This window comes from Actinoalloteichus fjordicus (assembly GCF_001941625.1).
In the GTDB taxonomy this organism is placed as follows: Bacteria; Actinomycetota; Actinomycetes; order Mycobacteriales; family Pseudonocardiaceae; genus Actinoalloteichus_A; species Actinoalloteichus_A fjordicus.
Genome location: NZ_CP016076.1, coordinates 2,410,257 through 2,433,562, shown reverse-complemented (window position 1 = coordinate 2,433,562; position 23,306 = coordinate 2,410,257). Strand labels below are relative to the sequence as shown.

General features: G+C 69.0%; 21 protein-coding genes. 7 read left to right on the top strand and 14 right to left on the bottom strand.

Annotated elements, in window-relative coordinates; genetic code table 11:
- Positions 1-4: 4 nt before the first annotated feature.
- From UA74_RS10960 to UA74_RS10930, 7 genes are all read right to left on the bottom strand, one after another.
- Entirely contained in the window at positions 5-385 is a 381-nt protein-coding gene (locus UA74_RS10960; protein ID WP_075740161.1) for a SchA/CurD-like domain-containing protein, read from the bottom strand.
- Positions 385-1,122 (bottom strand): SDR family NAD(P)-dependent oxidoreductase, encoded by a 738-nt coding sequence (locus UA74_RS10955; RefSeq protein ID WP_075740160.1) that lies wholly within the window; start codon positions 1,120-1,122, stop codon positions 385-387. Before UA74_RS10955 ends, UA74_RS10960 begins: the two co-directional genes overlap by 1 nt.
- Before the next feature lie 141 nt (positions 1,123-1,263).
- Positions 1,264-2,796 (bottom strand): peptide MFS transporter, encoded by a 1,533-nt coding sequence (locus tag UA74_RS10950; protein ID WP_075740159.1) that lies wholly within the window; start codon positions 2,794-2,796, stop codon positions 1,264-1,266.
- A gap of 36 nt (positions 2,797-2,832) precedes the next feature.
- Complete coding sequence (locus UA74_RS10945) at positions 2,833-4,248, bottom strand: NAD(P)/FAD-dependent oxidoreductase (RefSeq protein ID WP_075740158.1); 1,416 nt, start codon at positions 4,246-4,248, stop codon at positions 2,833-2,835.
- A 448-nt stretch (positions 4,249-4,696) separates the two neighbouring features.
- Positions 4,697-6,283: a multicopper oxidase family protein gene (locus tag UA74_RS10940; RefSeq protein WP_075740157.1), complete on the bottom strand. Its 1,587-nt coding sequence runs from the start codon at positions 6,281-6,283 to the stop codon at positions 4,697-4,699.
- On the bottom strand, positions 6,280-6,744 hold the full coding sequence (locus UA74_RS10935; protein WP_083683112.1) for a hypothetical protein: 465 nt from the start codon (positions 6,742-6,744) through the stop codon (positions 6,280-6,282). The genes UA74_RS10940 and UA74_RS10935 overlap by 4 nt, the downstream gene beginning before the upstream one ends.
- Positions 6,745-7,135: 391 nt before the next feature.
- Entirely contained in the window at positions 7,136-8,299 is a 1,164-nt protein-coding gene (locus tag UA74_RS10930; protein WP_075740156.1) for an FAD-dependent oxidoreductase, read from the bottom strand.
- An 848-nt stretch (positions 8,300-9,147) separates the two neighbouring features.
- Here UA74_RS10930 and UA74_RS10925 point away from each other — a divergent pair.
- The 3 genes from UA74_RS10925 (at position 9,148) to UA74_RS10915 (ending at position 14,094) form a co-directional block, all read left to right on the top strand.
- On the top strand, positions 9,148-10,080 hold the full coding sequence (locus UA74_RS10925) for an oxidoreductase (RefSeq protein WP_075740155.1): 933 nt from the start codon (positions 9,148-9,150) through the stop codon (positions 10,078-10,080).
- A gap of 159 nt (positions 10,081-10,239) precedes the next feature.
- On the top strand, positions 10,240-11,433 hold the full coding sequence (locus UA74_RS10920; protein WP_075740154.1) for a cytochrome P450: 1,194 nt from the start codon (positions 10,240-10,242) through the stop codon (positions 11,431-11,433).
- 729 nt (positions 11,434-12,162) lie between these two features.
- Positions 12,163-14,094, top strand: a complete 1,932-nt coding sequence (locus UA74_RS10915) for an AfsR/SARP family transcriptional regulator (RefSeq protein ID WP_075740153.1) — start codon at positions 12,163-12,165, stop codon at positions 14,092-14,094.
- Here UA74_RS10915 and UA74_RS10910 read toward each other — a convergent pair.
- From UA74_RS10910 to UA74_RS10885, 6 genes are all read right to left on the bottom strand, one after another.
- Positions 14,024-16,033: an AfsR/SARP family transcriptional regulator gene (locus tag UA74_RS10910; protein WP_075740152.1), complete on the bottom strand. Its 2,010-nt coding sequence runs from the start codon at positions 16,031-16,033 to the stop codon at positions 14,024-14,026. The genes UA74_RS10915 and UA74_RS10910 overlap by 71 nt on opposite strands.
- Before the next feature lie 396 nt (positions 16,034-16,429).
- The gene (locus tag UA74_RS10905; RefSeq protein ID WP_075740151.1) at positions 16,430-16,927 is read right to left on the bottom strand and encodes a DUF4262 domain-containing protein; all 498 of its coding nucleotides are present in this window, start codon (positions 16,925-16,927) and stop codon (positions 16,430-16,432) included.
- A gap of 33 nt (positions 16,928-16,960) precedes the next feature.
- The gene (locus tag UA74_RS10900; RefSeq protein WP_075740150.1) at positions 16,961-17,713 is read right to left on the bottom strand and encodes a YebC/PmpR family DNA-binding transcriptional regulator; all 753 of its coding nucleotides are present in this window, start codon (positions 17,711-17,713) and stop codon (positions 16,961-16,963) included.
- Between the two features lie 129 nt (positions 17,714-17,842).
- Positions 17,843-18,463: a pyridoxal 5'-phosphate synthase glutaminase subunit PdxT gene (gene pdxT, locus UA74_RS10895; protein ID WP_075740149.1), complete on the bottom strand. Its 621-nt coding sequence runs from the start codon at positions 18,461-18,463 to the stop codon at positions 17,843-17,845.
- A 160-nt stretch (positions 18,464-18,623) separates the two neighbouring features.
- Complete coding sequence (locus UA74_RS10890) at positions 18,624-18,932, bottom strand: AzlD domain-containing protein (RefSeq protein ID WP_075740148.1); 309 nt, start codon at positions 18,930-18,932, stop codon at positions 18,624-18,626.
- Entirely contained in the window at positions 18,923-19,831 is a 909-nt protein-coding gene (locus tag UA74_RS10885) for an AzlC family ABC transporter permease (protein ID WP_083683109.1), read from the bottom strand. Before UA74_RS10885 ends, UA74_RS10890 begins: the two co-directional genes overlap by 10 nt.
- Positions 19,832-19,895: 64 nt before the next feature.
- Between UA74_RS10885 and UA74_RS10880 the strand changes: the two genes are divergently transcribed.
- From UA74_RS10880 to UA74_RS10870, 3 genes are all read left to right on the top strand, one after another.
- A complete protein-coding gene (locus tag UA74_RS10880) occupies positions 19,896-20,462 on the top strand; it encodes a helix-turn-helix domain-containing protein (RefSeq protein WP_075743668.1) in 567 nt (188 codons plus the stop codon).
- A 76-nt stretch (positions 20,463-20,538) separates the two neighbouring features.
- On the top strand, positions 20,539-20,784 hold the full coding sequence (locus UA74_RS10875; RefSeq protein ID WP_157434111.1) for a FitA-like ribbon-helix-helix domain-containing protein: 246 nt from the start codon (positions 20,539-20,541) through the stop codon (positions 20,782-20,784).
- Complete coding sequence (locus UA74_RS10870) at positions 20,781-21,185, top strand: type II toxin-antitoxin system VapC family toxin (RefSeq protein WP_198042988.1); 405 nt, start codon at positions 20,781-20,783, stop codon at positions 21,183-21,185. The genes UA74_RS10875 and UA74_RS10870 overlap by 4 nt, the downstream gene beginning before the upstream one ends.
- A 74-nt stretch (positions 21,186-21,259) precedes the next feature.
- On the opposite strand, the gene pdxS is transcribed toward UA74_RS10870, so the two are convergent.
- Positions 21,260-22,108, bottom strand: coding sequence for a pyridoxal 5'-phosphate synthase lyase subunit PdxS (pdxS, locus tag UA74_RS10865; RefSeq protein ID WP_232237830.1), 849 nt, complete (start codon positions 22,106-22,108; stop codon positions 21,260-21,262).
- 281 nt (positions 22,109-22,389) lie between these two features.
- Here pdxS and UA74_RS10860 point away from each other — a divergent pair, with 281 nt between their 5' ends.
- Positions 22,390-23,151, top strand: coding sequence for a nucleoside/nucleotide kinase family protein (locus tag UA74_RS10860; protein ID WP_075740144.1), 762 nt, complete (start codon positions 22,390-22,392; stop codon positions 23,149-23,151).
- Positions 23,152-23,306 lie beyond the last annotated feature (155 nt).

Here is a 23,306-nt window from a genome sequence, read left to right as displayed (position 1 = left end):
GCGCTCAACTCCCCACCGGGTGCGTGTCGACGGAGAGCTGCGAGATGCAGCGCATACTGGCGTTCTTGAAGTACGCGCCGAAGCCCTCCGCCGTGGAGGTGTCCCGCTGCTCCGCCAGATAGGGCGCGAGCTGGTCCTCGATGAGGTGCACGCCCTTCTGCCCGGCCATGTGGCGCGCGATGGCACGGAAGTCGCCCTCGTAGTGGATGACCCGCACCATGAACTCGTCCTTGATGAAGACGGCGGTGCCCAGCAGCCGCCCGGCGGGAGCGCCGTCCTCGGCCTGGAACTCGGGAGTGTCCACCCGCTGGAATCGGGCGAAGATCTCGGCGATCTCGTCCTCGTGGCCCGGCTGCACCTTGTAGGTGATCGCGGCGTACGGCATCAGACTCCTCCATCCACGTTCAGGGTCGCTCCGGTGATGTAGCGGGACGTGTCGCCTGCCAGGAAGATCACGGCGCCCGCCACGTCGTCGGGCTGGCAGATCCGGCCGAGCGCGGTCATGCCCACGATCCGTTCGACCGCCTGCGGCGGCAGCCCGGCGCCCTCGGTCGTCTCGGTGAGGCCGGGGGCGACCACGTTGACCCGGATGCCCCTCGGGCCGAGTTCCTTGCACAACGCACGGGTGAAGCCGATCAGCGCGGCCTTGGACGCCGTGTAGTGCACACCGGCGGACCGGCCGCGCAACGCGACCGAGGAACCGATTCCGATCACCGAGGCGCCCTCGGCGAGCAGATCGTGCAGGGCGTGGGTCACCAGGTAGGCGGCGGTGACGTTGTGCTCGAGGACGCGGTGCCACTCCGTCTCCTCGAGCTCGCCGAACGGCACGGCACCGTCGACGCCGACGTTGTTGACCAGGACGTCGACCGTCCCGAAGGTCTCGCGGACCGCATCGGCCAACTGCTCGACGTCGGCGGAGACCGTGACGTCGGCCTGGACGAGCCGGTGGGTGACACCGCGCTCCTTCAGCTCCCGGCTGAGGTCCTCCGCAGCCTCGCCCGGGCTGCGATGGACGATGATCAACTGGGCGCCCTCCCTCGCGAAGGCCAGGACGGTCGCGCGTCCGATGCCTCGCGTGCCGCCGGTGACGACGACCTTCCTGCCGGACAATCCTTGATCCACCGAAGCTCCTCTCGTCAGGGCGGCCGTGACGGGTCACGGCCGCCGCAGTGCCTGCTTGCCGTAGTGCGTGTTGCCCGGACGCCTGCGAGCGCGGGGCCGTCCTCGCCGGACGACCCCGCCTGTCTCGCCGATCTCGCGGCGTCAGGAGGAGGAGGTGATCGGGGTCGGCGGTTCCGCGACCTTCTCCGTACCGCTCTCGGCAGGCCCGTCCGGGCCCAACGACCTGGTCAGCGCTCGTCGCCGGAGGGCGAAGAACAGGCCGACCGAGGTCGCGGCGGAGCCGAGCAGCAGGTAGTAGAGCGGTTCGGGGATGACGGTGGCGAGTTGCACGACCCCGCTGCCTAAACCACCGCCCATGCCCGCGAACAGCCAGAGCAGGCCCAGGACTCGCGAGGTGTACTGCCGTGGCAGCACGTCGGCGGCGGCGGCGATGGTCACCGCGGCGACCACGACCTCACCGCAGGCGTGGGCCAGGTAGACGACGAGCAGCCACATCGGCGAGACGAGCGTGCCGTCGGCGGCCAGCGTGGTCGCCACCGACATCAGCAGGAAGCTGCCGCCCATCAGGACCAGGCCGATCGAGAACTTCACCGCGACGTTGTTCTTCCTGCCGATCCTCGGCATCGACAGGGCGATCACCGGCGCGAGGACGAGGATGAACATCGGGGTGGCCGACTGCAGCCAGCTGGCCGGGATCTCCCAGCCCAGGATGACCCGGTCGGTGTGGTCTCGGGCGAACAGGTTCAGCAGCGAGGAAGCATGGGCGTTCATCATCCAGAACAGCGTCGCGCCGAGGAAGACGACCAGGAAGGCCCGCAGCCGCCGTCGGTCGCCCGCGCCGAGCCCCTTGTTCCGGTAGAGCAGGGTGTAGCCGAAGGCAGGCGCGATCACGGCGCTCAGCCCGGCCATCGCGATCACGACCATCAGACTGAGCACCCCGGCCGCCCACAGGCCGAGCAGCAGTGCGGCGAGCACGCCCGCCACGCTCAGGACGATGCGCAGCGCCTTGGCCCGCTCCTGCGGGTCCAGTGGTCGGCCCGGTCCGGCGCCCACGCCCTGGAACTGTCGCCCGCTGAGGGCGATCTGCAGGCCGCACAACAGCATGGCGACCGCCGCCACCGAGAAGCCGAGCCCCCAGTTCACCCGTTCGCCGAGGTAGCCGGTGACCAGCGGGGCCAGCAACGCGCTGACCTGGATGCCGACGTACATCAACGAGATGCCCGACTCCCGACGCCGGGCGTCGGGGTACATCAGGTTGATCATTCCCTGGTGGTTCGGCTTGTACAGGCCGCCCGCCACCGCCAGGATGCCCAGGCCCACGGCGGTGCTCCAGCCCGCCGGGACGGCGAGAAGCAGGTAGCCCGCCATGCCCAGGAAGGAGGACACCACCAGGGTGGGCCGCTGGCCCAGGACTCGATCGCCCACCCAGCCGCCGGGGTGCGACAGCATGAACATCAGGCCGATCCACGCGCCGAACAGCGCGGCGGCCTCGCCGATCGGCAGCCCCAGGCCGCCTTCCGAGCGGGGCGCCGAGGCATAGAGGACGAGGATCGCCTGCATGCCGAAGAAGCCGAAGCGCTCCAGGGCGTCGGTGGAGAAGAGAGTCAGATACCAGCGGGGCAGGCCTCGGCGCGGGCCGGACTCCGCCGAGGACTCCCGTGTCGCGGAACTCATCGAGCAACTCCCGTGGGTGTCGTGCCGTGGTTGATGTCAGGCCTGCTGCACCGACGGCGTTGCGGCCGAGGTGCGCGCAAGACCGAGCTGCGGACGGAACGACAGGTAGAGACCGTCGACGGCGTTCCCGGCATGCATGGGCGCCTTCTTCTGCTCGTGGACCTTGTTCAGGTTCGCCAGCGGGTTGGGGTTTCCGCTCTCCGAGCCGGTCAGGTGCTCGTGCACCTTCCGATAGACCGACTGAGCATCGTTCATGTCCTCGATTCCGGTGATGATCCGGTCGAAGGCGGCCTGGATGTTCAGCTCCTGGTGGTCTGCGGTGGAGAGACGCTGGGCGTTGTAGAAGTGGTGCTCCTTGCCCTTGTAGCTGTCGTAGAAGACCGAAACCAGCACGAGCATCCGCTCGTAGGACTGGCGGTAGACGGTGTCGAAGAAGCCCCATGCCTCGGCCTCGGTGGTCTCCCCCCGGAGCACGCTGCCGATGCTCGCCGCACCGAGCATGGCGCTGTACGTGGCCAGGTGGACTCCGGTGGACAACAGCGGGTCGAGGAAGCAGGCCGCGTCGCCGACGAGGAGATAGCCGGGACCGCTGAAGGACTCGGCGGCGTAGGAGTAGTCCTGCTCCACCTTCATCTCGCTGACCTTCTCCGCCTCGGAGAGCAGGTCGAGCACGCCGGGGCACTGGTCCAGCGACTGCCGGTACACCGCCTCGATGCTGCCGAGCTCGTTGCGACGCCGATTGAAGTCGTCGCGGCCGGTCACCAGGCCGACGCTCATGGTCCCGTCGTGCAGCGGAATCGCCCAGAACCAGCCGTCCGGAACGGAGGCCACGACGATCGCGCCCTCGGAGCCCCGGTCCAGTCGCTTGGCGTTCTTCCAGTACGACCAGGCCGCGACGTTGCGGAACACGTCGTGGAACCGCCTGGACTTGAGGTACTTCGTCGCCATCACCCCGCCCCGACCGGAGGCGTCAACGAGGTAGTCGAAGCTGATCCGGCCCGTCACGTCGGCGTTCTTCGTCTCGGCCCAGGTCGCCGAGACCGGCCGACCGTCCTCGAAGTGCAGCTCCTTCACCGAGGTGCCCTCGACCACCTCGACGCCCAGTTCGCGGGCATGGTTGAGCAGCAGCTCGTCGAACTCCGAGCGGATGACCTGGAAGGCGTTGGTCCCGTCGCTGCCGAGGTCGTTGAAGACGACCTCCCATTCCTCGGGTCCCCAGAGGAAGTAGGCGCCGCCCTTGGGCTGGAAGCCGTGCGAGGTGACCTTGTCCCAGACCCCCAACAGCTCGAAGATCGGTCTGCACGAGGGCAGGATCGACTCGCCGATGTGATAGCGGGGAAAGCGGTCTCGTTCTAACAACGTGACCTGGAAACCCTGTTGAGCCAACAGCCCCGCCGTGGTGGACCCGCCGGGCCCACCTCCGATGACAAGGATCTGGGTCGCAGCGCGCATGGGCGTCTCCACTCCGGCCTGCGGAAACCCGGATACCGAGGCGTCGCCACGGCCAGGGTCGTCCGTTCGTACGGCCCAGACTGGCAACGGCCCATCGAGAACGACTCAAGTCGATCTGGGGCAGATTCCCGCAGGCGAGGGCGGGCGGAAGTCGGATCCCGGCCGGAGGCGCGAGAACGGCTCGGTTCGGACCGGAACGGCGGGGCTCACCGCCTGGTTCGTCGCCGCGCAGCGCGGGCCGACCCGGCAGGAGGGCGCGGGCGCGCCGCACCGTGCCGCCGACGGCGAGCGAGCTGGCGGCGGGCAGTGGCGCCGACCCGCCCGTCATGCGGTCGGACTCCGGCCCGGCGAGCAGTACGGGAGGAGTGCGTGGGTCAGCTCGCCGTCTGGCGGCGCGCCGAGGTCGTACGGAGTGCACGACGACGGCGACGCCGCCAGGACGGACAGGTCAGACGACCTCGAAGTTGACCATCATCGCCATGTCCTCGTGCTCGAGATTATGACAGTGCACCAGGTAGCGGCCCCGGAAGCCGCTGAAGCGCACCAGAACCTCCAGCACCTCATACGGGCGGATGTCCACGGTGTCCTTCCAGCCCTGCTCGGCAGGCTCCGGCTCGGCTCCGTTGCGAGTGAGGACCTGGAAATGGGCGAGGTGAATGTGGACCGGGTGGTGGAAGTCGCTGGTGAACCGCCACAGCTCGACGGTGTCGAGTGCCGGGGTCGCCATGTTGCTCATCGGGTCGAACGGTTCGCCGTTGATCGTCCACGTCTGGTGGCCGTTGATCGTGGTGAGCCGGAAGTCGAAGTCCCGCTCGGCGACCGCCTCCTCCCTGGTGAGCCGCTCGATCTCGGAGAGCCGCTCGGGGATCTCGGACTCGTCGCTCTCCTCGCGGACCACGTCGAACCGCATGACCTGTCGCGTGCCCTCCTCGCCGAGGAGGTTCTCCAGGACCACCTGGGTGCCGACCGGATAGGCGGAGAAGTCGATCACGAGGTCGAAGCGTTCCGCAGGCGCCGCATCGAACTCGTCACGCTCCACGGGCGCGGCGAACAGACCCTGGTCGGAACCGATCTGGACGAATGCGGGACCGTTCTCCGGCGCGGGCGAGAGCGCGAATCGGTAGCGGCGGGCGTTGGAGGCGTTGATCAGCCGGAAGCGGTACCGCGTGTCGGCGACCTCCATCACCGGCCACGGCGCGCCGTTGACCAGGACGACGTCGCCCTGCACCCCGGAGTGATAGTCGGGCTCGACGCCGGGGACGCTGGTCAGCGTCGCGTCCAGCGACGGGTATTTGAACTCGCCGTCGGCGCCGAAGGCCCGATCGCAGATCAGCAACGGGACGTCCTTGTCGCCTGCGGGCAGCGAGAGCGCGTCCTCTTCGTCGTCGTGCAACAGGAACGCGCCGAGGAGCCCTCGCCACACCTGCGGGGCGCTGAAGTCCATCCGGTGGTCGTGGTACCAGAGCGTCGCCGCCCGCTGTTCCAGCGGATAGGTGTGCTCCTTGACCTCCTCGTGGAGCGTCCAGGCCTCGGGCGGCACCTGCATCACGTCGTGCGAGTGCAGTCTGGGGTCGTGCGGGTAGCCTGCGGGCACGACGAGGTCGGTGGCGTAGCCGTCGGAGTCCGGCGGAGTCACTCCCCCGTGCAGGTGCGTCGAGGTCGGAACCGGCAGCTCGTTGCGCACCGACACCACGGAGCGCTGTCCGGAGCGAACCCGGAACGTGGGGCCGGGGAAGGATCCGTCGAAGCCCCAGATCGTAGTCGTGGTGCCGGGCACGATCTCCAGGGCAGCGGCGCGTTGCACCAGCTCGTAATAGTCGGTGCCGCCCTCGGTGCGCACCGGCTCGGCGACGGCGGGTATCGGCAGACCGACGCGGAACGGCTCTGGCAACGGCAGGTCGCTGCGCAGCAGGACTCCGGCGTTCTCGCCGAACACGCTCGCGCAGCCGCTTCCGCCGAGGACGACCAGGCCGAGTCCGCCCGTCAGCGCCAGGAAGCCCCGGCGCGAGACCGAGGGACCGGATCGCCGGTTCATCCCCGCCTCCTCACGGTCCGTCGCGACACGTCGAATCGGGCGGTGAACACCCAGATGAGCAGCGCGACGGAGATGCCGAACAGCAGTACGCCGACCGGGATGTGCAGGTCGATCACGCGCATGAAGCCCATCTCGGTCTGAGCGAACACCAGGACGGCCAGCAGCACGAAGGCGATGATCGGCCAGCCCGGCCCGCCCACCGGCCAGCGCAGCAGCACGGCAGCGATGATCAGCAGGAAGAGCAGGAAGAGGTTGGTGTGCGCGTTGATCTCGTGCATCGCGAGCATTCCGACGTTGCCGGTGACGAAGAGCCCGGCCAACACCGCCTGCAGGAAGGTGCTCACGAAGTACAGGACGACCAGCACCCGGATGGTCAGGGCGATCACCAGGCGCAGTCCGCGTCGCCTGTCCGGTGTCGTGGTGGTCTGGTCGGCCGAGTCCGGTTCTACCCGGTTCGCCATCGGCTACTCCGATCTCCTTTAGATCGGGCGGCTCATCGGCCCGCCCGCCGTCATCGCCGCTGCCGGACGCGGGCGTTCCGCTCACCGCATCCTCGTCATCCCCAGTTCGGCCCGAGTGCGCTCGGGCAGATCGAGCGCAGATTACTACATACCGGGTAATTCGGTGCTGTCGACCGGCTGAGCCATTCGACTGAAAGAACCGTCGGGACCCGCTGGGAGAGCGGCGCACAGCACGGAAGCCGATCGCCTCGCAGCGGAGGGCCCACCGGGATCGATCTTCAGACCCCCGACGTCCAATGTCCCGAGCCGAGTGAATCAGTCGGCTTCACAGCTTGGTCAGCCGGTCGGGCGGCCACATCGACGCCCGACACCTCTGGCGACGGCTCGTGGATCACCAGGGGATCTGGTGGGTGTACAACGCGGCACCCTGCTTGACCCCGGCCTTGAGGAAGATCGGCAGGACGAGGTCGCGGAAGACGCGGCCGACCGGGCCGGGTGCCGCCTTCTGGTTGCCGTTGTGCCGAGTCTGCGCGATCACGTGATCCACCCTGGGCCTGCGGATTCGCTCGTAGTCGGCGAGCCCCTCCGCGATGCTCGTCCCGTCTCGCAGGCTCCTCGCCAGGACGATCGCGTCCTCCAGTGCCATCGACGCGCCCTGCCCGGTATGCGGCCCCATCGCGTGGGCCGCGTCGCCGAGCAGCACGATGCGGTCGGTGTGCCACTTGGGCAGGGTCGGCGCGTCGAACAGCAGGTAGCGGTCGATCTCGTCGGTCGAGGCGATGATGTCCACGATGGGCGCGCGGTCACCCTGGTGCATCTCCATCAGGTGCTCACGCCAGACGGCGTTCGGGATGCTGCGGAGCCGGTGCCTGCTGGGCTCGTCGGCCTGGTGATAGTTCTGGAACCAGAAGACGTGTCCGTCGGGCAGGACCTGATAGCCGAAGAACCCCTTGAGCCCGAAGGTCATCCGCATGGTGCCGTCGGCCTTGAGTCCCGGCAGGTAGCCGATGCCCCCGGAGTCGATCATCTCGGTGTAGCGAGGCTGCGGAAGGCCCTTGACCACCGCATGGCGCACCCTCGACCGGATGCCGTCGGCGCCGACCAGCAGATCGCCGTGGTCCTCGGCACCGTCCTCGAACCGGACCCGGACGCCGTCCGCCGTGGACTCCACTTCGGTCACCTCGTGACCGAACGTCGTCGGGATGCCCTGCGCCTCGACCTCGGCCACCAGCAGGCGATGAAGCTCGCCCCGATGCAACAGCACCGTGGACTCGGACAACAGCGCCAGCCGCCTGCCCCGGTGGTTGAGGAACTCGGTGCGCTCCGTCGCCTGTCCGATGCCCACGACCTTGTCGGCGAGGCCGAGGGTCCGCAGTACCGAGAGTCCGTTGGGTGCCAGGTTGAAGGAGCCGCCGTCGTCGGCGGCGTCCGCGGCCCGCCGCTCATGCACGACCGGCTCGAAGCCTGCCTTCTTCAGATAGAGGGCGACCACCGGCCCCGCGATGCCGCAGCCGATGACCAGTACGCGCTTGCGCTGTCCGTTGCTCGTCGTCATGCCGACAACTTAGCACGATTATACAAACCCGAGCATTCAATACCACCGTTCGAGGTTCGCGGCCCGGACGACCGTCGGGTTCGCCGACTCATCCGGGACGGCGGCGGTCTTCGCCGCGACGGAGCGGTCGTTCCGAACGGACACCCAGGCGGAGGATCGTCGAACGATGCAGCTAGCCGGCCTGTTCGTTCGATCGGAGGACTCGAAAGGCGACCGCGCAGCCGGGCACGACCGACACGGGCCAGGACAGCACGTCAGGCCGCCCACAAGGACGGCCTATCCAAGTACCAAATATCCGTGGTGTCAGTATGCCGATCGGCGAACACGGCGACCCGACGGCCGACGATCGCCGGGGTCGTGCCGCGTATGCCGCCGAGTCAACACCGCCGGACGGCCTCCTCGCCCCGGGGAATTCCCCGATCTCCGATCAGGGACGCCCCCTGAGTCCGATCAGAGGAGAGCCCCCGAGCGACCGAATTCGCGCATTCCGGACACGGAGGACGTCTCCTCCGACGTCACGCGACCCCGAGGGCGCGACTCACCTCGTGTCCGCGACGGCGCCAGACACGGCGGCCGCCGCCGGGAACATCTCGCGACCAGGGCGAACGCGGAACGACACGACATCACGACTCGGTCGAGACCACGCCCGGCACGCCCTCGCCGGACAGTCGGCGGCAGACGTTCTCATGCGAGGTTCGAGTGACGCCCGGCATGCTCGGCCGATGGACGTCGTGATCAACGCGCCTCGCGCCGCCGTCCACAGACCCGGCACTCGACAGGAGTGACACACCGTCCTCCTGTCCCGCGTGAGTACTTCCGCCCGCCGTCACCCGATCAAGGGAACGACCATGACACAGTGGACCGAGGCAGACATCCCCGACCTGACCGGCCGAACAGCGCTGGTGACCGGGGCCAACAGCGGACTCGGCCTGGAGACGGCCACGCAGCTCGCCCGCCGTGGCGCCCTGGTCGTCCTCGCGGGCCGGGACGCCGACCGAGGCCGGGCCGCGACCGAGACCGTCGCGACCGAGGCCACCGGGCCCGTGCCGAAGTGGCTCCGACTCGACCTCGCCGATCTCGGCTCGGTCCGCGCCGCCGCAGAGCAGTTCCACGCCGACCACTCGACGCTGGACGTCCTGGTGAACAACGCCGGGGTGATGGCGATCCCGAGGCAGCTCACCGCCGACGGGTTCGAGCGCCAGTTCGGCACCAACCACCTCGGGCACTTCGCCCTGACCGGCCTCCTGCTGCCCGCGCTGTCCCGCAGTCGACGGGCGCGCGTGGTCACCGTCAGCAGCAGACTGCACAGTGCGGGCCGAATCCGCTTCGACGATCTCGACTTCACCCGGCGTTACAGCCGGATGGCGGCGTACTCGCAGTCCAAACTCGCCAATCTGCTGTTCGCCTTCGAGCTCGACCGGCGATGCAGGGCCTCGTCCGCAGACCTGATCAGCGTGGCCGCTCACCCAGGCCTCGCCGCGACGAATCTGTTCGCGAGCGCAGGCGGCCTCTACGGCCTGTTCGGTCGCGTGATGGTGCCGCGCTTCGCACAGTCGGCGGAGGCGGGCGCCCTGCCCCAGCTACGCGCCGCCACCGCGCCCGACGTCGAGGGAGGCCAGTACTTCGGGCCGCACGACCGGGGTGAGCAGAGCGGCTTCCCCGTCGTGGTCCGCGCGTCGGAACAGGCCTACGACGAGGCGGCCGCCCGTCGGCTCTGGGCGGTCTCCGAGGAGCTGACCGATGTCCGCTATCAGGAACACCCCGAACCCGCCCCGGATTGATCTCACCAGAGGGCCATTGCTCACGATTCGAGTGATGGAACGATCACTGGGAGTAATATTACTGGGGCGGTGCGGCCGGGACGTCGACGGCGGCCGTCGACGAGGGCCTCCCACCGCACGACAGGCAGTATTTCTGCGCACTTCTCGGAGGGTTTTCCCGTGACACGAAGCAGTCAATTACGCCCGGTACCCGGCATCGAGCCCGACGGGGGCACCGCCCTGATCGCCTGGCTCGAGGAAATGCGCGATCGGGCTCCGGTCTGGAAAGACGGCATCGGGGTCTGGCATGTCTTCCGCTACGCGGACGTCAGCCGAGTGATCACCGACTACTCGATCTTCTCGGCCGACTACAGCAAGGCCTACGCTGACAATCAGCAATTCCGGCCTGGAAACATCACGATGGTCGATCCCCCGTATCACCGCAAGCTTCGCGGCCTCGTGAGTCAGGCCTTCGGGGCCAGAGCGATCAATGCGCTCGAAGGTCGAATCCACCGAATCTGCCACGAGCTGCTCGACGCGATGGACGGCGCCGAGGAGATCGACATCGTGCAGGACTTCTCCTATCCGCTGCCGGTGATCGTGATCGCCGAACTGCTGGGCGTGCCGCCCGCCGATCGGGTGCTCTTCCAGCAGTGGGCCGACAGCATTCTGCTGGCCGACCATTCCGACATGGGCGACGAGGCCTTCATCACCTCGTTCGGCGACTCGGTACGCAACACCGGTGACTACATGCTGCGCCACTGCGAATCGCGCAGGCGATCTCCGCAGGACGACCTGATGACCCGGCTGGTCGAGGCCGAGGTGGACGGGGAGCGGCTCGACGATCAGGAGATCGCCACCTTCGCGGGTCTGCTGCTGATGACCGGACATGTGACGACCACGATCCTGCTGGGCAACGCCCTGCTGTGCCTGCGGGACGAGCCGGGCGCCGAGGCCGAACTGCGCGCCGACCGGGCGCTGATCCCGACGGCGGTCGAAGAGGTGCTGCGATACCGAGCGCCCTTCATGCAGACCAAGCGGGTGGCCGTCGAGGACGTCGAGGTCGCGGGTGTCCGGATTCCGAAGGACGAGCTGATCATGCCCTGGCTGCTCTCCGCGAATCTCGATGAGCGACAGTTCGCCCAGGCAGATCGCTTCGACATCCGCCGCGACCCCAATCCGCACCTGGGTCTGGGGCGCGGCATCCACTTCTGTCTCGGGGCACCGCTGGCCAGGCTCGAAGGCAGGGTGGCGATGAACGTCCTGTTCGACCGCCTGCGGAGCATGCGGGTGACCGCGACGCCTCCGTTCGACCCCTACGGCTGGGGCCTCTACGGCGTTCGGAACCTGGCCACGTCGATCGAGTGGACCTGATCTCGATCCACGAACCGAGATCATCCCGGCACCGGCGGACATCGACCGCCGGTGCCGTGCCAGGTCCGGCCTGCGGCACACGGGTCGCGCACTGACGCTCAGCAGGCCGCGCGCAGGCGGCGGGCACCTCGCCCCGCGGCGACGCCGGGGCGGCGTCCACCGAACGCGACGCGAAGTAGAGCACCGTCGCCCGGTCTCTCTTTCCCGTGAAGGTGAATTCGAGTCGGGTTCAACGACGGCGCCGAAAAATAGTTGCCCGTTCACCTGAAATTCCCCACTCGAAGGTCACACGAGAATGGGCGGTGTCCGCCGTTCACTCGATCGAACAGGCATCAACGCCGGGGATCGAAACATCCATAAGGTACTACAGGCATATGACCACGCGATCCTCGCTGCGGGAACCGCCGAGCCCTCCCCGGGCCGACGCCCCAGCCACGACCGGGAAATATGACGCTCAGTCGTTTTCTAGACTTGCTCTAGCCAGACTCCAGCGAGCCTCCAGTCGAGGCGACGAATGTCCCGACTGGTGGAAGCGGCAGAGCCTCAGGGGAAATCCGCCTGAATGAGCTGAGATCCACCGATACCGAGGTTGTGAGGGGACTTGTCAAGGCTGTAGCGACTCTTCTCGTCTCCCGGCGACATCGCGGCCTGCCGAGAACGCAGGCACGGTACTCGTCGGTCCGGACACGGGCTCGCCTGACAAGGTCGACCGGAAGGAGAGTGGTAGTAGTGCAGGTACATGTACTGGGACCGTTCGAGGTACTGCGAGACGGGCGGTTCGCCACCCCGTCCGCGCCCAAGCTCCGTCAGGTGCTCGCGTTGCTGGTCACCCACGCCAACAGCATCGTCCGCACCGATCAGATCATCGAGGAGCTCTGGGAGGACCATCCGCCCAAGAGCGTCACCACGACACTGCAGACCTACGTCTACCAACTACGAAAACTCCTTCGCCTCAGCGGCTCCGGCGGGCCTGCGATCCATCGCAACGAGCCCCTCACCGAGGCCGTGCTGCTGACTTCTCCCAGTGGTTACCTCCTCGGGCTGCCGCCGGACGCCATGGACTCGCATCGCTTCGAGCAGCTCGCCGAACGAGGCAGGACCGAGTTCGAATCGGGATCACTCGCCGAGGCCGCCGACACCCTCGGCGCCGCGCTGAAGCTGTGGCGCGGACCGGCGCTGATCGACGTCACGCCAGGTCCGGTGCTACAGGCCGAAGTGGTCCGGCTCGACGAGATCCGCAAGAACGCGCTGGAACGACGCATCGACAGTGCACTCTCACTGGGCAGGCATCGGGAGCTGCTCGGCGAGCTGACCACCGCCGTGACCCGAGAACCGACCCACGAGGGCTTTCAGGCCCGACTGATGCTGGCGCTCTACCGGTCGGGCAGGCGTTCCGACGCGCTCCAGGTCTACCAGCGGGCCCGCAAGGTGCTCGCCGACGAACTCGGTCTCGATCCCTCGTCCGAACTCCAGAAGCTGCACGCCGCGGTCCTGTCGGCCGACCCGGCGCTGGAGGCACCCCGAATCCGGGAGACGGTCCGCACCACGCAGGAGGTCGAGCCGCCCGCCGAACTGCCGTCGGACATGCCCTCCATCGTCGGCAGGGACGCGCAGCTCGCCGTGGCGCTTACGGCCCTGACGACCACGGACCGCAAGGCGCCGCCGGTGGTCGTCGGCGTCGGGGCACCCGGCACCGGGAAGTCGGCCTTCTGCATCCACGCCGCCCACCTGGTGCGGTCGGACTACCCCGACGGCCAGCTCTACGCCCAGCTGCTGGACCCGAGAGGCGAGCCGGTCGATCTCGCCGATGTGCTCGCGCACTTCCTTCGTGCGCTGGGCGTGACCCCGGCGTCCCTGCCGCGCTCGCTGGAGGAACGATGCCAGATGTTCCGGGGTCGGACGGCGGGCAGGCGGGTGCTGGTGGTGCTCGACGACGTGGTCAGCGCCGAACAGCTGCTCCGACTCAAGCCGTCGGGAAGCGGGTGCGCGGTGCTCGCCGCCAGCAGGAGACGCCTCTCCAACCCGATGATCACCACCACCTTGGAGATGCCGCCGTTGGACATCGGCGACTCGCTACAGCTGCTCGGGTCGACCTTGGGAGCACACCGCATCACCGGAGAGATCGACGCCGTCCACGAACTGGTCGAGCTGTGCGAGGGAATGCCCCTGGCGCTGCACGCCTCCGCCAGCAGGCTTCGGCTGCGCCCGCACTGGTCGATCACGCGCCTGGTCGAGTGGGTTCTTCGCGAACAGCGGCGCGGTCCGGAACTGGCGGTCAAGGCACTGGAGTTGTCGGCCAGCATCGAGCAGACTTACCGACTCGCCTCTCCCGCAGTCCGGACCGCCTTCCGCCTCGTCTCGATCCTGCACGAACAGCCGGTCTCCCCGCAGGCCGCGGCAGCGGTGTTGCGCTGCACGGAGTTCTCGGCCGAATCACTGTTGGAGGAACTCGTCGAGTTCAGGCTGTGCGACGCGGAGCCCGCCGCCGAGGAGCCGGGCGGTTTCCGCTATCGGTTCCCCACTCACCTGCGAGCCGCGGCAGGCCTGCTCGAACGGGTGCCTGAACACGACGAGGTCTTCATGCCTGCCGTCAGCGCCCCGCCAGCACAACGGGCAGCGAGCCCAAGCTGGGCTCCTCGGTCGGCGCCCAGCGAGGCGTGAGGTCGCCGGGGACCTGCCCGTGTCCCTGCGGGCAGTCCCCGGCCTCGCTGTCCCGGAGGTCGCAGCAGCCGGGCAGGTGCGTCGTGGTAACGGACCGCTGTTCCACCGATCCCTCCCACTGCTCGCGGGCGAACCAGCGGTTGACCGGGTGGAACTCAAAGCGCACCTCCTCCTCCCTGGTGCGCTCCGCGATGCGCAGCAGCCCGCGACCGACGAGCTGAGCCAACGTCGCCTCAGCCTGTTCCGGGTCGCACCCGAGCCGTCGTGCCGCGTCGGGTGCGGTGAACCGCGAGGACAGTGTCGACAGGTCACGGAAGGTCCGCCAGACGCCGACCGGCAGTCCTCGTGTTCCGGTGACCAGGCTCCGTCGGACGTCGATGCCGTCGAACCGGAGCAGATCCAACGGCCTGCCGCTCTCGCCCAGATGTCTGGCCATGCTGGAGACCGGCCAGCCCAGGGCGGCGCTGAGCCTGGCTCCGACACAGCGCACCGCCAGCGGGAGGTTGCCGCAGAGGTCGGCGAGCCGCTCGGCCTCCGCCCGCTCCCGATTCACCCGCTCCGCGCCGATCATCCCGGAGAGCAGCTCCAGACTCTCCGCACAGGACAAGGGCTCCAGGGTCCGCACCCTGGCACCGGGCAGACTCTGCACGCCCACCCTCGCGGTGACCAGGACCGCGCAGCCCGCACCGCCGGGCAGCAGGTGGCGGACCTGGTCGATGCCCGCGGCGTCGTCGAGCACGACGAGCAGCCGCCGCTCCGCGCTCCAGGTGCGGAACAACGTCGCCAGTTCGTCCAGCTCGCCGGAGAGCTGGTCGGGTGCGAAGCCTGCCGCCCGGAGAAAGCCTCGTAGCGCCGAGACCGGGGTGCGCGGCGTGCCGGACCCGCCGAGGTCGCAGAAGAGCTGCCCGCCGTCGAACCGACCGCGCAGTCGATGGGCGACCCGGACGGCGAAAGACGTCTTGCCGATGCCGGGCATGCCGCTCACCGCGAGCACCCGCAGGCTCGCCCCGGCGGCCGCGTCGCCCGAGTCCGGCGCCAGCCAGCGCCGCGCGTCCTCCAGCAGGCCACTTCGACCGACGAAGTCGGCGATGTCATGGGGCAGCTGTGCAGGCGTGCCGATCTCGGTGCCCTCGGGGGCACGTCGGGCAGGCACCAGCCTGGCCGCCGGAACCCCGGCCTCCTCGCCCCCGCCCGCGAGCAGGTCGTTGTGCACCCGTTGCAACGCGGGCGACGGCTCCAGCCCGAGCTGGTCGATCACGTTCCGCCGAAAGCGCCGATAGACGTCCAGGGCCTCGTGCTGCCTGCCGGAACGGTTCAACGCGGTCATGAGCTGCCCATGGAACCCCTCGTCGAGCGAGCGGGCGACGGTCAGCTCCTTCAACTCGCTGATCAGCTCGCGATGCCTGCCCAGTCGCAGATCCGCCTCGATCCGCGACTGCAGCGTGCGGAGTCGACTCTCGTCGAGCCTGGTCAGATGTGCGGTGAGCAGGTTGCCGACCTCGAGGCCGCCGAGTGCGGGTCCTCGCCAGAGGGCCAGTGCGTCCCGAAGTCGCTCGGCGGCGACCTCCGCCTCACCCACGTCCAATGCGCTGCGTCCCTCACGGGAAAGCTGTTCGAATCTATACTGGTCGACGCTCTCGACGGGCGTGGTGATCACGTAGCCGAAGTAGCGAGTCCGGAGGCCGACCTGCGTCTCGTCGGCCAGCTCTGCGAACAGAAGCTTGCGCAGCTTGTAAATGTAGGTCTGCAGTGTCGCCAATGCACTGGACGGCGGTCGCTCCCCCCACAATTCATCCACCAGTTCGCTGGTGTGCACGAGGGTATTGTGCCGAGAGACCAGTAGTGCGAGAACCTGTCGGGTTTTTGGCGCCGTCGGGGTCAGGTCTTGATCGTCAACGAGGACTTCCAGCGGACCGAGCGTGTTGAACCGTACAGCCATGCATCCTCCCCAGTCGTCGCCCGAACGGACTAAGGCACCCGGCGAAGGTGATCGGCAAGCGACCGGCTTGCCTGCTGAAAAGACGAACAAAAGCCCACCGAGAGGTCACCATTCCAGGAATCTGCTAATCCGACTCGGGCGGAGCCAGCCTACTCCATTGCGCCGTTTAGTCCCATGGCCCAGGAAAACGACGACGAATACACCCAGAAGACCCAACGACGTGCCGGGTTCACTGCTCAGCGTGAGATCGACGGCGCCCGACTCGACAAGAAACACCCACCTGGCGGAGCACCCCGGCACGCGCGGCCAGACACACTGTCAGGCTGACCACGTCTCTGCGCGCGCGGCCGGGTTACGAGAGGTGACGCACCGTCGCGGGCTACGCCGTCGGGGCCGTCAGGGGCCGGTGTCGCCAGGAATCCAGCTCACCGGACGACCACTGTCCGTGAGAATACGCTGCCATCGGACGAGGCCGCTCGGTGCGTCCGGCTGCCACGGCCAGGCGCCCTCCGGGCTGGCCGCGATCAATTGCACGGCCGGAAAGTCGCCCCGGCGATACATCAGAAGAGCGTGCCCGAAGTACTCAGCGTAGTAGCCCTTGTCCACTCGTTCGAAGGTGACCGGACAGTCCTGGATGAATCCGTCATAACACTGCCCGATCGCAAAGGCCTCCCCGCCGAGCACGCGCTGAACGAACTGGTTCAGCACGGCGTGCGCGACCTTCGGCGGCATGCCCACCGCAACCGCCTCGGGGCTGCCGCAGCGCCGCCACAGCCCCACGGTGAAGGCGAACGGCGGCCCGTTGCGGTCACCCCCGACGTGCACGACCGCGGCACCGTGCTCCTCTGCGTCGGCCAGCAGTCTCCTGCGGGCCTCCTCGTCTCCAGGAAGCATCCGAGCAGCCCTTCCGAGTCGGCGGCGGGTGACTCAGGCCTCGACGGCCTGCATGACCTCGTCGGACACGTCGATGTTGGAGAAGACGTTCTGCACGTCGTCGCAGTCCTCCAACGCGTCGATCAGCCGGAAGACCTTCCGCGCCGTGTCCACGTCCAGCTCCACCGTGCCGGAAGGCACGAAGTCGGCCTCGGCCGAGTCGTACTCGATCTCCGCCGCGCGCAGGGCGGAGCGCACCGCCACCAGGTCGGCTGCCTCGGAGACGACCTCGAAGTTCTCCCCGAGGTCGTTGACCTCCTCGGCGCCGGACTCCAGCACCGCGCCGAGCACGTCGTCCTCGCTCAGCCCGTTCTTGGGCAGCACCACGACCCCCTTGCGGGAGAACAGGTACGAGACCGAGCCGGGGTCGGCCATCGATCCGCCGTTGCGCGTCATGGCCGTGCGAACCTCGGACGCGGCGCGGTTGCGATTGTCGGTCAGGCACTCGACCAGGACCGCGACGCCGTTGGGCCCATAGCCCTCGTACATGATCGTCTGCCAGTCGGCGCCGCCTGCCTCCTCGCCGCCGCCGCGCTTGCGGGCGCGCTCGATGTTGTCCAGCGGGACGGAGTTCTTCCTGGCCTTCTGCATGGCGTCGTAGAGGGTGGGGTTGCCCTCCGGGTCACCGCCACCGGTTCTCGCCGCCACCTCGATGTTCTTGATCAGCTTGGCGAAGAGCTTACCTCGCTTGGCATCGACGGCGGCCTTCTTGTGCTTCGTGGTGGCCCATTTGGAGTGGCCGCTCATGTCTCCTCCATCGTCGACGTCATCGTCATCTCGCCGCTGTCATCTCGCCTGCGGTCATCTCGCCGCGCCGGACGGGCGGACGCGACCGCACCCCGCACCGACTCCGGCGACCGGCCCGGCAGGGCATGCTCACCGCTCGCGCACGGCGTGGACGAACAGCTCGTGCACCCGCCGATCACCCGCCAGCAGCTCAGGATGGAACGCGGTCGCGATCACCGCCCCCTGCCGAACCGCGACGATCCTACCGGCGGCGGCTCCGGCCTCGGGCACCTCGGGCACGCTCGCCAGCACCTCGACGTCCGCACCGGCCGATTCCACCCAGGGCGCACGGATGAAGACCGCCCGCAGCGGACCGCCCGGCATGCCTGCGACGTCGAGGTCGGCCTCGAAGGAGTCGACCTGTCGTCCGAAGGCGTTGCGCCGCACCACCATGTCGACCCCGCCGAGGACCTGCTGGTCCGATCGACCGTCGAGGACCTCACGGGCCAACAGGATCATGCCTGCACAGGAGCCGAGCACCGGCAGACCGTCGGCGATCCGCTCCCGCAGCGGCTCGAACAGCTCGAAGACGGACAACAGCCTGCTCATCGTCGTCGACTCGCCACCGGGAAGGACGAGTCCGTCGACCTCGGCCAGTTCGGCGGCCCGGCGAACCGGCCTGGCGAGCACGTCCAGCTCGGCGAGGGCGAGCAGGTGCTCTCGGACGTCGCCCTGCAGGGCGAGCACACCGATGACGGGCGCGGCGGACACGAGCGACCTCCTGTGAAGCGGACAGCGGTGCACGGGGACGGACGCGCCGGGGCACGGCCGAGGCGCAGCGGGCTGCCTGTCGGGGCTGCGCCGCAGCACACTGCGCCGACCAGCCTAGTCAGGCCGTCCTACCGGCCGCGTCGCCCCATGGCCGCGCCGATCAGGGGATGCCGAGCAGGCGCAGACCGGCGGCGGTGAGGGCGGCGGCGATGACGACGACCACGAACGGCGCACGCCGCCAGGCCAGCACCGCGCCGACGGCGACGCCCGCAGGCCGCGCCCACCCCGCGAAGCCGCCCGCCTCGGTGAGCGCGGCGGTGAACAGCAGGGCGGTGAGCAGGGTGGTCGCGGCGGTGGCCAGCAGCTGCCTGGCACGCTCCGACACCTCGATCCGCCCGCGCAGCAGCGGACCGGCGAGGCGCAGCAGGTAGGTGCCCGCCGCCAGGACGAGCACCGTCGTCACGGACATGGCGTCTCCTCCTCGGTATCGGCGCGACGCTCTGTCGCGGTGCGGGAATGCTCCGTCGCGGTGCGGGGATGCTCTGTCGCGGCCGCAGGCTCCCCGAAGCCGTCGGGATGCGCGACGGGGCCGGGCGGCGCCGGGGCGGCTCCCGCGCCGGTGCTCAGATCCGGGACCGGCCCGTCCGTCGGCGACCCGAGTCGGTCCGCTGCGGCCGCGTTGCCGCCCTGCCTCGCCCAGCGCGGCAGCGGCAGGGCGAACACGACGCCGATCAAGGCCAGCAGGACGGGCATCCCGGCCGGGAGGACGGGCGTCGCGGCCACGGCGACCAGCGCGCCGATCAGGGCCGCCCGTCGGGTGGCGGCCACCCGCAGCGCGGGCAGGACCAGCGCGACGAGCGCGGCGGGGAACGCGGCGTCGACGCCGTAGACGGCGGTGTCGCCGAGTGCCTCCCCGGCCAGCGCCCCGAGCACCACCGCCGGGTTCCAGGCCAGGAAGGCCGCCACTCCGGAGACCCAGTAGGCGGCCCGCGCGCGCTCGGGGTCACGCTGGGCCAGTGCGAAGGCGACCGACTCATCGATCAAGACGTGACTGCCCACGAGCTTGGCGAGCAGGCCGCGCCCCATGGTGTCGCCCAGCGCGAGACCGAAGGGCAGGTGACGCAGATTGAGCAGCAGGCCCGCCACGACGGCGGCCACCGGTCCGCCGCCCGCCGCGAGCACGCCGACCACCATGAACTGGGCACCGCCCGCGAAGACGACCAGCGACATGAAGAGCGCGGTCCACATCGACAGCCCGGCGGCGACCGCCATCGCACCGAACGAGGCACCGACCACCGCGATGGCGGCGGCCAACGCGCCGACGTCCCGGAGTAAGGGCCTGTCTATCGTTCGCCATATCGAACTCATCGACTCACATCCTGAACAAGCATCGTTCGTTCGTCAAGAAGAACGAATGTTCACTGGAGCGATCATGACTGAGAACGAGCAGACCGGGGCACCGCTGGCGGTCATCGCCGCCGCCCTGCGCCGGGAGCGGAGCCGGGCGGGGCTGTCCCTGAGCGAGGTGGCCCGCCGCGCCGGGGTCGCCAAGTCGACCCTGTCCCAACTGGAGGCGGGCAACGGCAACCCCAGCGTGGAGACGCTGTGGGCACTGGGCGTGGCACTGGGCGTGCCCTTCAGCAGGCTGGTCGACCCGCCGAACCGGCCGGTGCAGGTCGTCCGCGCCAATGAAGGCCTCAGCGTGCGATCCGAACAGGCCGACTTCGACGCGAGGCTGCTCGCCGCCTGCCCGCCGGGGGCGCGACGGGACGTCTTCACCGTCGTCCTCCAGCCCGGCGCCAGCCGCGAGGCCGACGCGCACCTGCCGGGCACCGTCGAACACCTCGTCGTCGCCTGCGGATCGCTACGCGCCGGACCGCTGGACCGGGTCGTCGAGCTGGCCGAGGGCGACTACCTAAGCTTCCCCGGCGACGTCCCCCATCGGTACGAGGCGACGGCGCCGGACACGCGGATCGTGCTGGTGATGGAGCACGTCTAGCGGTCAAGATCACGCGATTGGGTGAATACGACAACAATCAGCGCTAAATTCGCGCTTGGTGTCTTAGAATGGCTGCATGGGTCGAACATTGCAGATCAGAGATCTGTCGGAGCACGCCTACAGCGAGTTGCGGGTCAGAGCGGCGCGTGAGGATCTGTCCCTCAGCGGTTACGTCCGGAAGCAACTCGAGAAGATGACTGCGGGTCCTGACATGAAGGCCTGGCTCGAGTCCGCGCTCGACCGTGACTGGGGAGTCGATCGGGAGACCGCACTCGCCGCAGTGCGGGAGGCCAAAGGCGGAGATCCGGAGTCAGGGGAGTGACAGTTGACTGTGTGATCGACAACTCCGCACTCATCGAGTCCGTGGCCGTCGCCAAGCCTGATGTCAGACTCATCCGCAGGATGCTGGCTTCCTCGGCCTGCGCGCCGGAGATCATCGATGCCGAGGCCCTGCGAGTGCTGCGAAGTATGAATCTGCGGCAGGAACTCTCCTCGGCTCAGGCAGAGCGAGCGCTGACCAGGGTCTCCGAGGCACCCATTGCCAGAGTCCCGCTGAAGCCGCTGGTAGCGCGTGCGTGGAACCTGCGACACTCGGTCTCAGCATACGACGCCTTGTACATCGCACTGGCCGAAGTCTTCGACGTCCCGCTGCTCACCTGCGACGCGAAACTCGCCAGAAGCAACGGGCACAACGCCAAGATCGAACTCTTCCCCAACGGCTGAGGGGCGCTTCAGCGCCGGCCGAGCGGCCCGGCACCACGTCCTGCGGTGCCGGGCCGGACGTCAGTGCCCGCGACTCACCAGCCCCGGTCCGCGTAGCGCTGGCTCTCCGGCAGGTCCGTCACGTTGAGGCCCACCATCGCCTCGCCCAGGCCGCGCGACACCTTGACGATCACATCCGGGTCGTCGTAGAAGGTGGTCGCCTTCACGATGGCCTCGGCCCGCTTGGCCGGGTCGCCGGACTTGAAGATGCCGGAGCCGACGAAGACGCCCTCGGCGCCGAGCTGCATCATCATCGCCGCGTCGGCGGGCGTGGCGATGCCGCCCGCGGTGAACAGCACGACGGGCAGCCTGCCCGCCTCGGCGATCTCCCGGACGAGCTCGTAGGGCGCCCGCAGCTCCTTGGCGGCGACGAACAGCTCCTCGTCATCGAGCACGGCCAGCCTGCGCAGGTCGGACCGGATCTGACGCATGTGCCGGGTGGCCTCGACGACGTTGCCCGTGCCCGCCTCGCCCTTGGAACGGATCATCGCCGCGCCCTCGGAGATCCGACGCAGGGCCTCGCCGAGGTTGGTGGCCCCGCACACGAAGGGAACGGTGAAGTTCCACTTGTCGATGTGGTGGGCCTCGTCGGCGGGGGTCAGCACCTCGGACTCGTCGACGTAGTCCACGCCGATGGCCTGAAGGACCTGCGCCTCGGCGAAGTGACCGATCCGGGCCTTGGCCATCACGGGGATCGACACGGCGTCGATGATGCCGTCGATCATGTCGGGGTCGGACATCCGCGCGACGCCGCCCTGCACCCGGATGTCGGCGGGGACCCGCTCCAGCGCCATCACCGCGACGGCGCCCGCGTCCTCGGCGATCTTCGCCTGCTCGGGGGTGACGACGTCCATGATGACGCCGCCCTTGAGCATTTCCGCCATGCCGCGCTTGACCCGCGCGGTCCCCGTCACCGGGGTCACGGCGGGCTGCTCGGAGTCGGAGGTGGTGATGTCGGCCGAGGTCACAGCGTGCGCCTTTCAGGGAACGTCGAGTAGCGATTCACCCGTTCGTACGAGTGTGGTCCGGCTAGTCTACGACTGACGTGGACCGGTGCCCCAGGCCAATCGACCTCGATCTGACCAGTCCACTTCCCGCTCCGCGTGACTCGTGATCACGACCTCCCATAGGTCGCATATCGTGCTTTCACGACAACGGAGGTTCGATGCGCATCCTGGTCGACGGGCTCGACATGACCGGCAAGTCCACTCTCACCGAGGTCGTGGTGAGAATGCTCGCCGCCCGTGGCGTTCCCGCCCGGCGGCATCGAGGGCTGATCAGCATCGGCACGCTGCTGGAGCCGCTGCGCCGACCGCTGCGCCCCTTCCGGCTGCCCCGCCGCACGCTGGCGAGCACCACGTTCCTGCTGGCCGGGTACGCCCTGGACGCGCTGCTCACCAGGCTGCTGCCGTATCGGCATCCCGACGTCGTGCTCGTGCAGGACGGCTACGTGGACCGCTGCGTTGCGTCGGGCATCGCCGCAGGCCCCTACCTGCCCGCCCGCTGGGCACTGCGCCGGGCGAACTGGTTCGTGGCCTTCGACCTCGCCGTCTACCTGCACGCGCCCTCCGCCGAGCGCGCGGCCCGGCTCGCCGAACGGTCGGACGCCGACACCAACGACCGGCACTCGGTGGCCGATGCCGAGTTCGCCGCCGAGTTCACGCGGGTGCTCGTCGACGGCATGGGCGCCCGACACGCCAGGCTGCTGGTGTTCGACACCACCCAGCAGAGCGTGGAGGAGACCGCCAGGGTCATCGTCGACACGCTGCTCACCCACCGGACCCGCGCCCGCCGACCCGTGCCAGGTGTGGCGGCGGACCGCAGTGGGCGGGCGCCGGATCGAATCCGCCGGTCGAGCGGGCCCCGGCCGAGCATCAGGGGCGGCACCGCCCGCCTGGGTGAGCGAGGAACTCCGGCCGCAGATTAGAAGCGTGCCGAGGAGGCGATCGGGTCGACGAACCGATCGCCCGCGGTCGCGTGCGCGGCAGGCGGCACGGACGCCCGTTGGTCCCCCGGCGCCGGGCGGGCCGGTCCGCAGACCGGCAGGACCCGCCCTGCCTCGACGGACCGGCCTCGAACTGG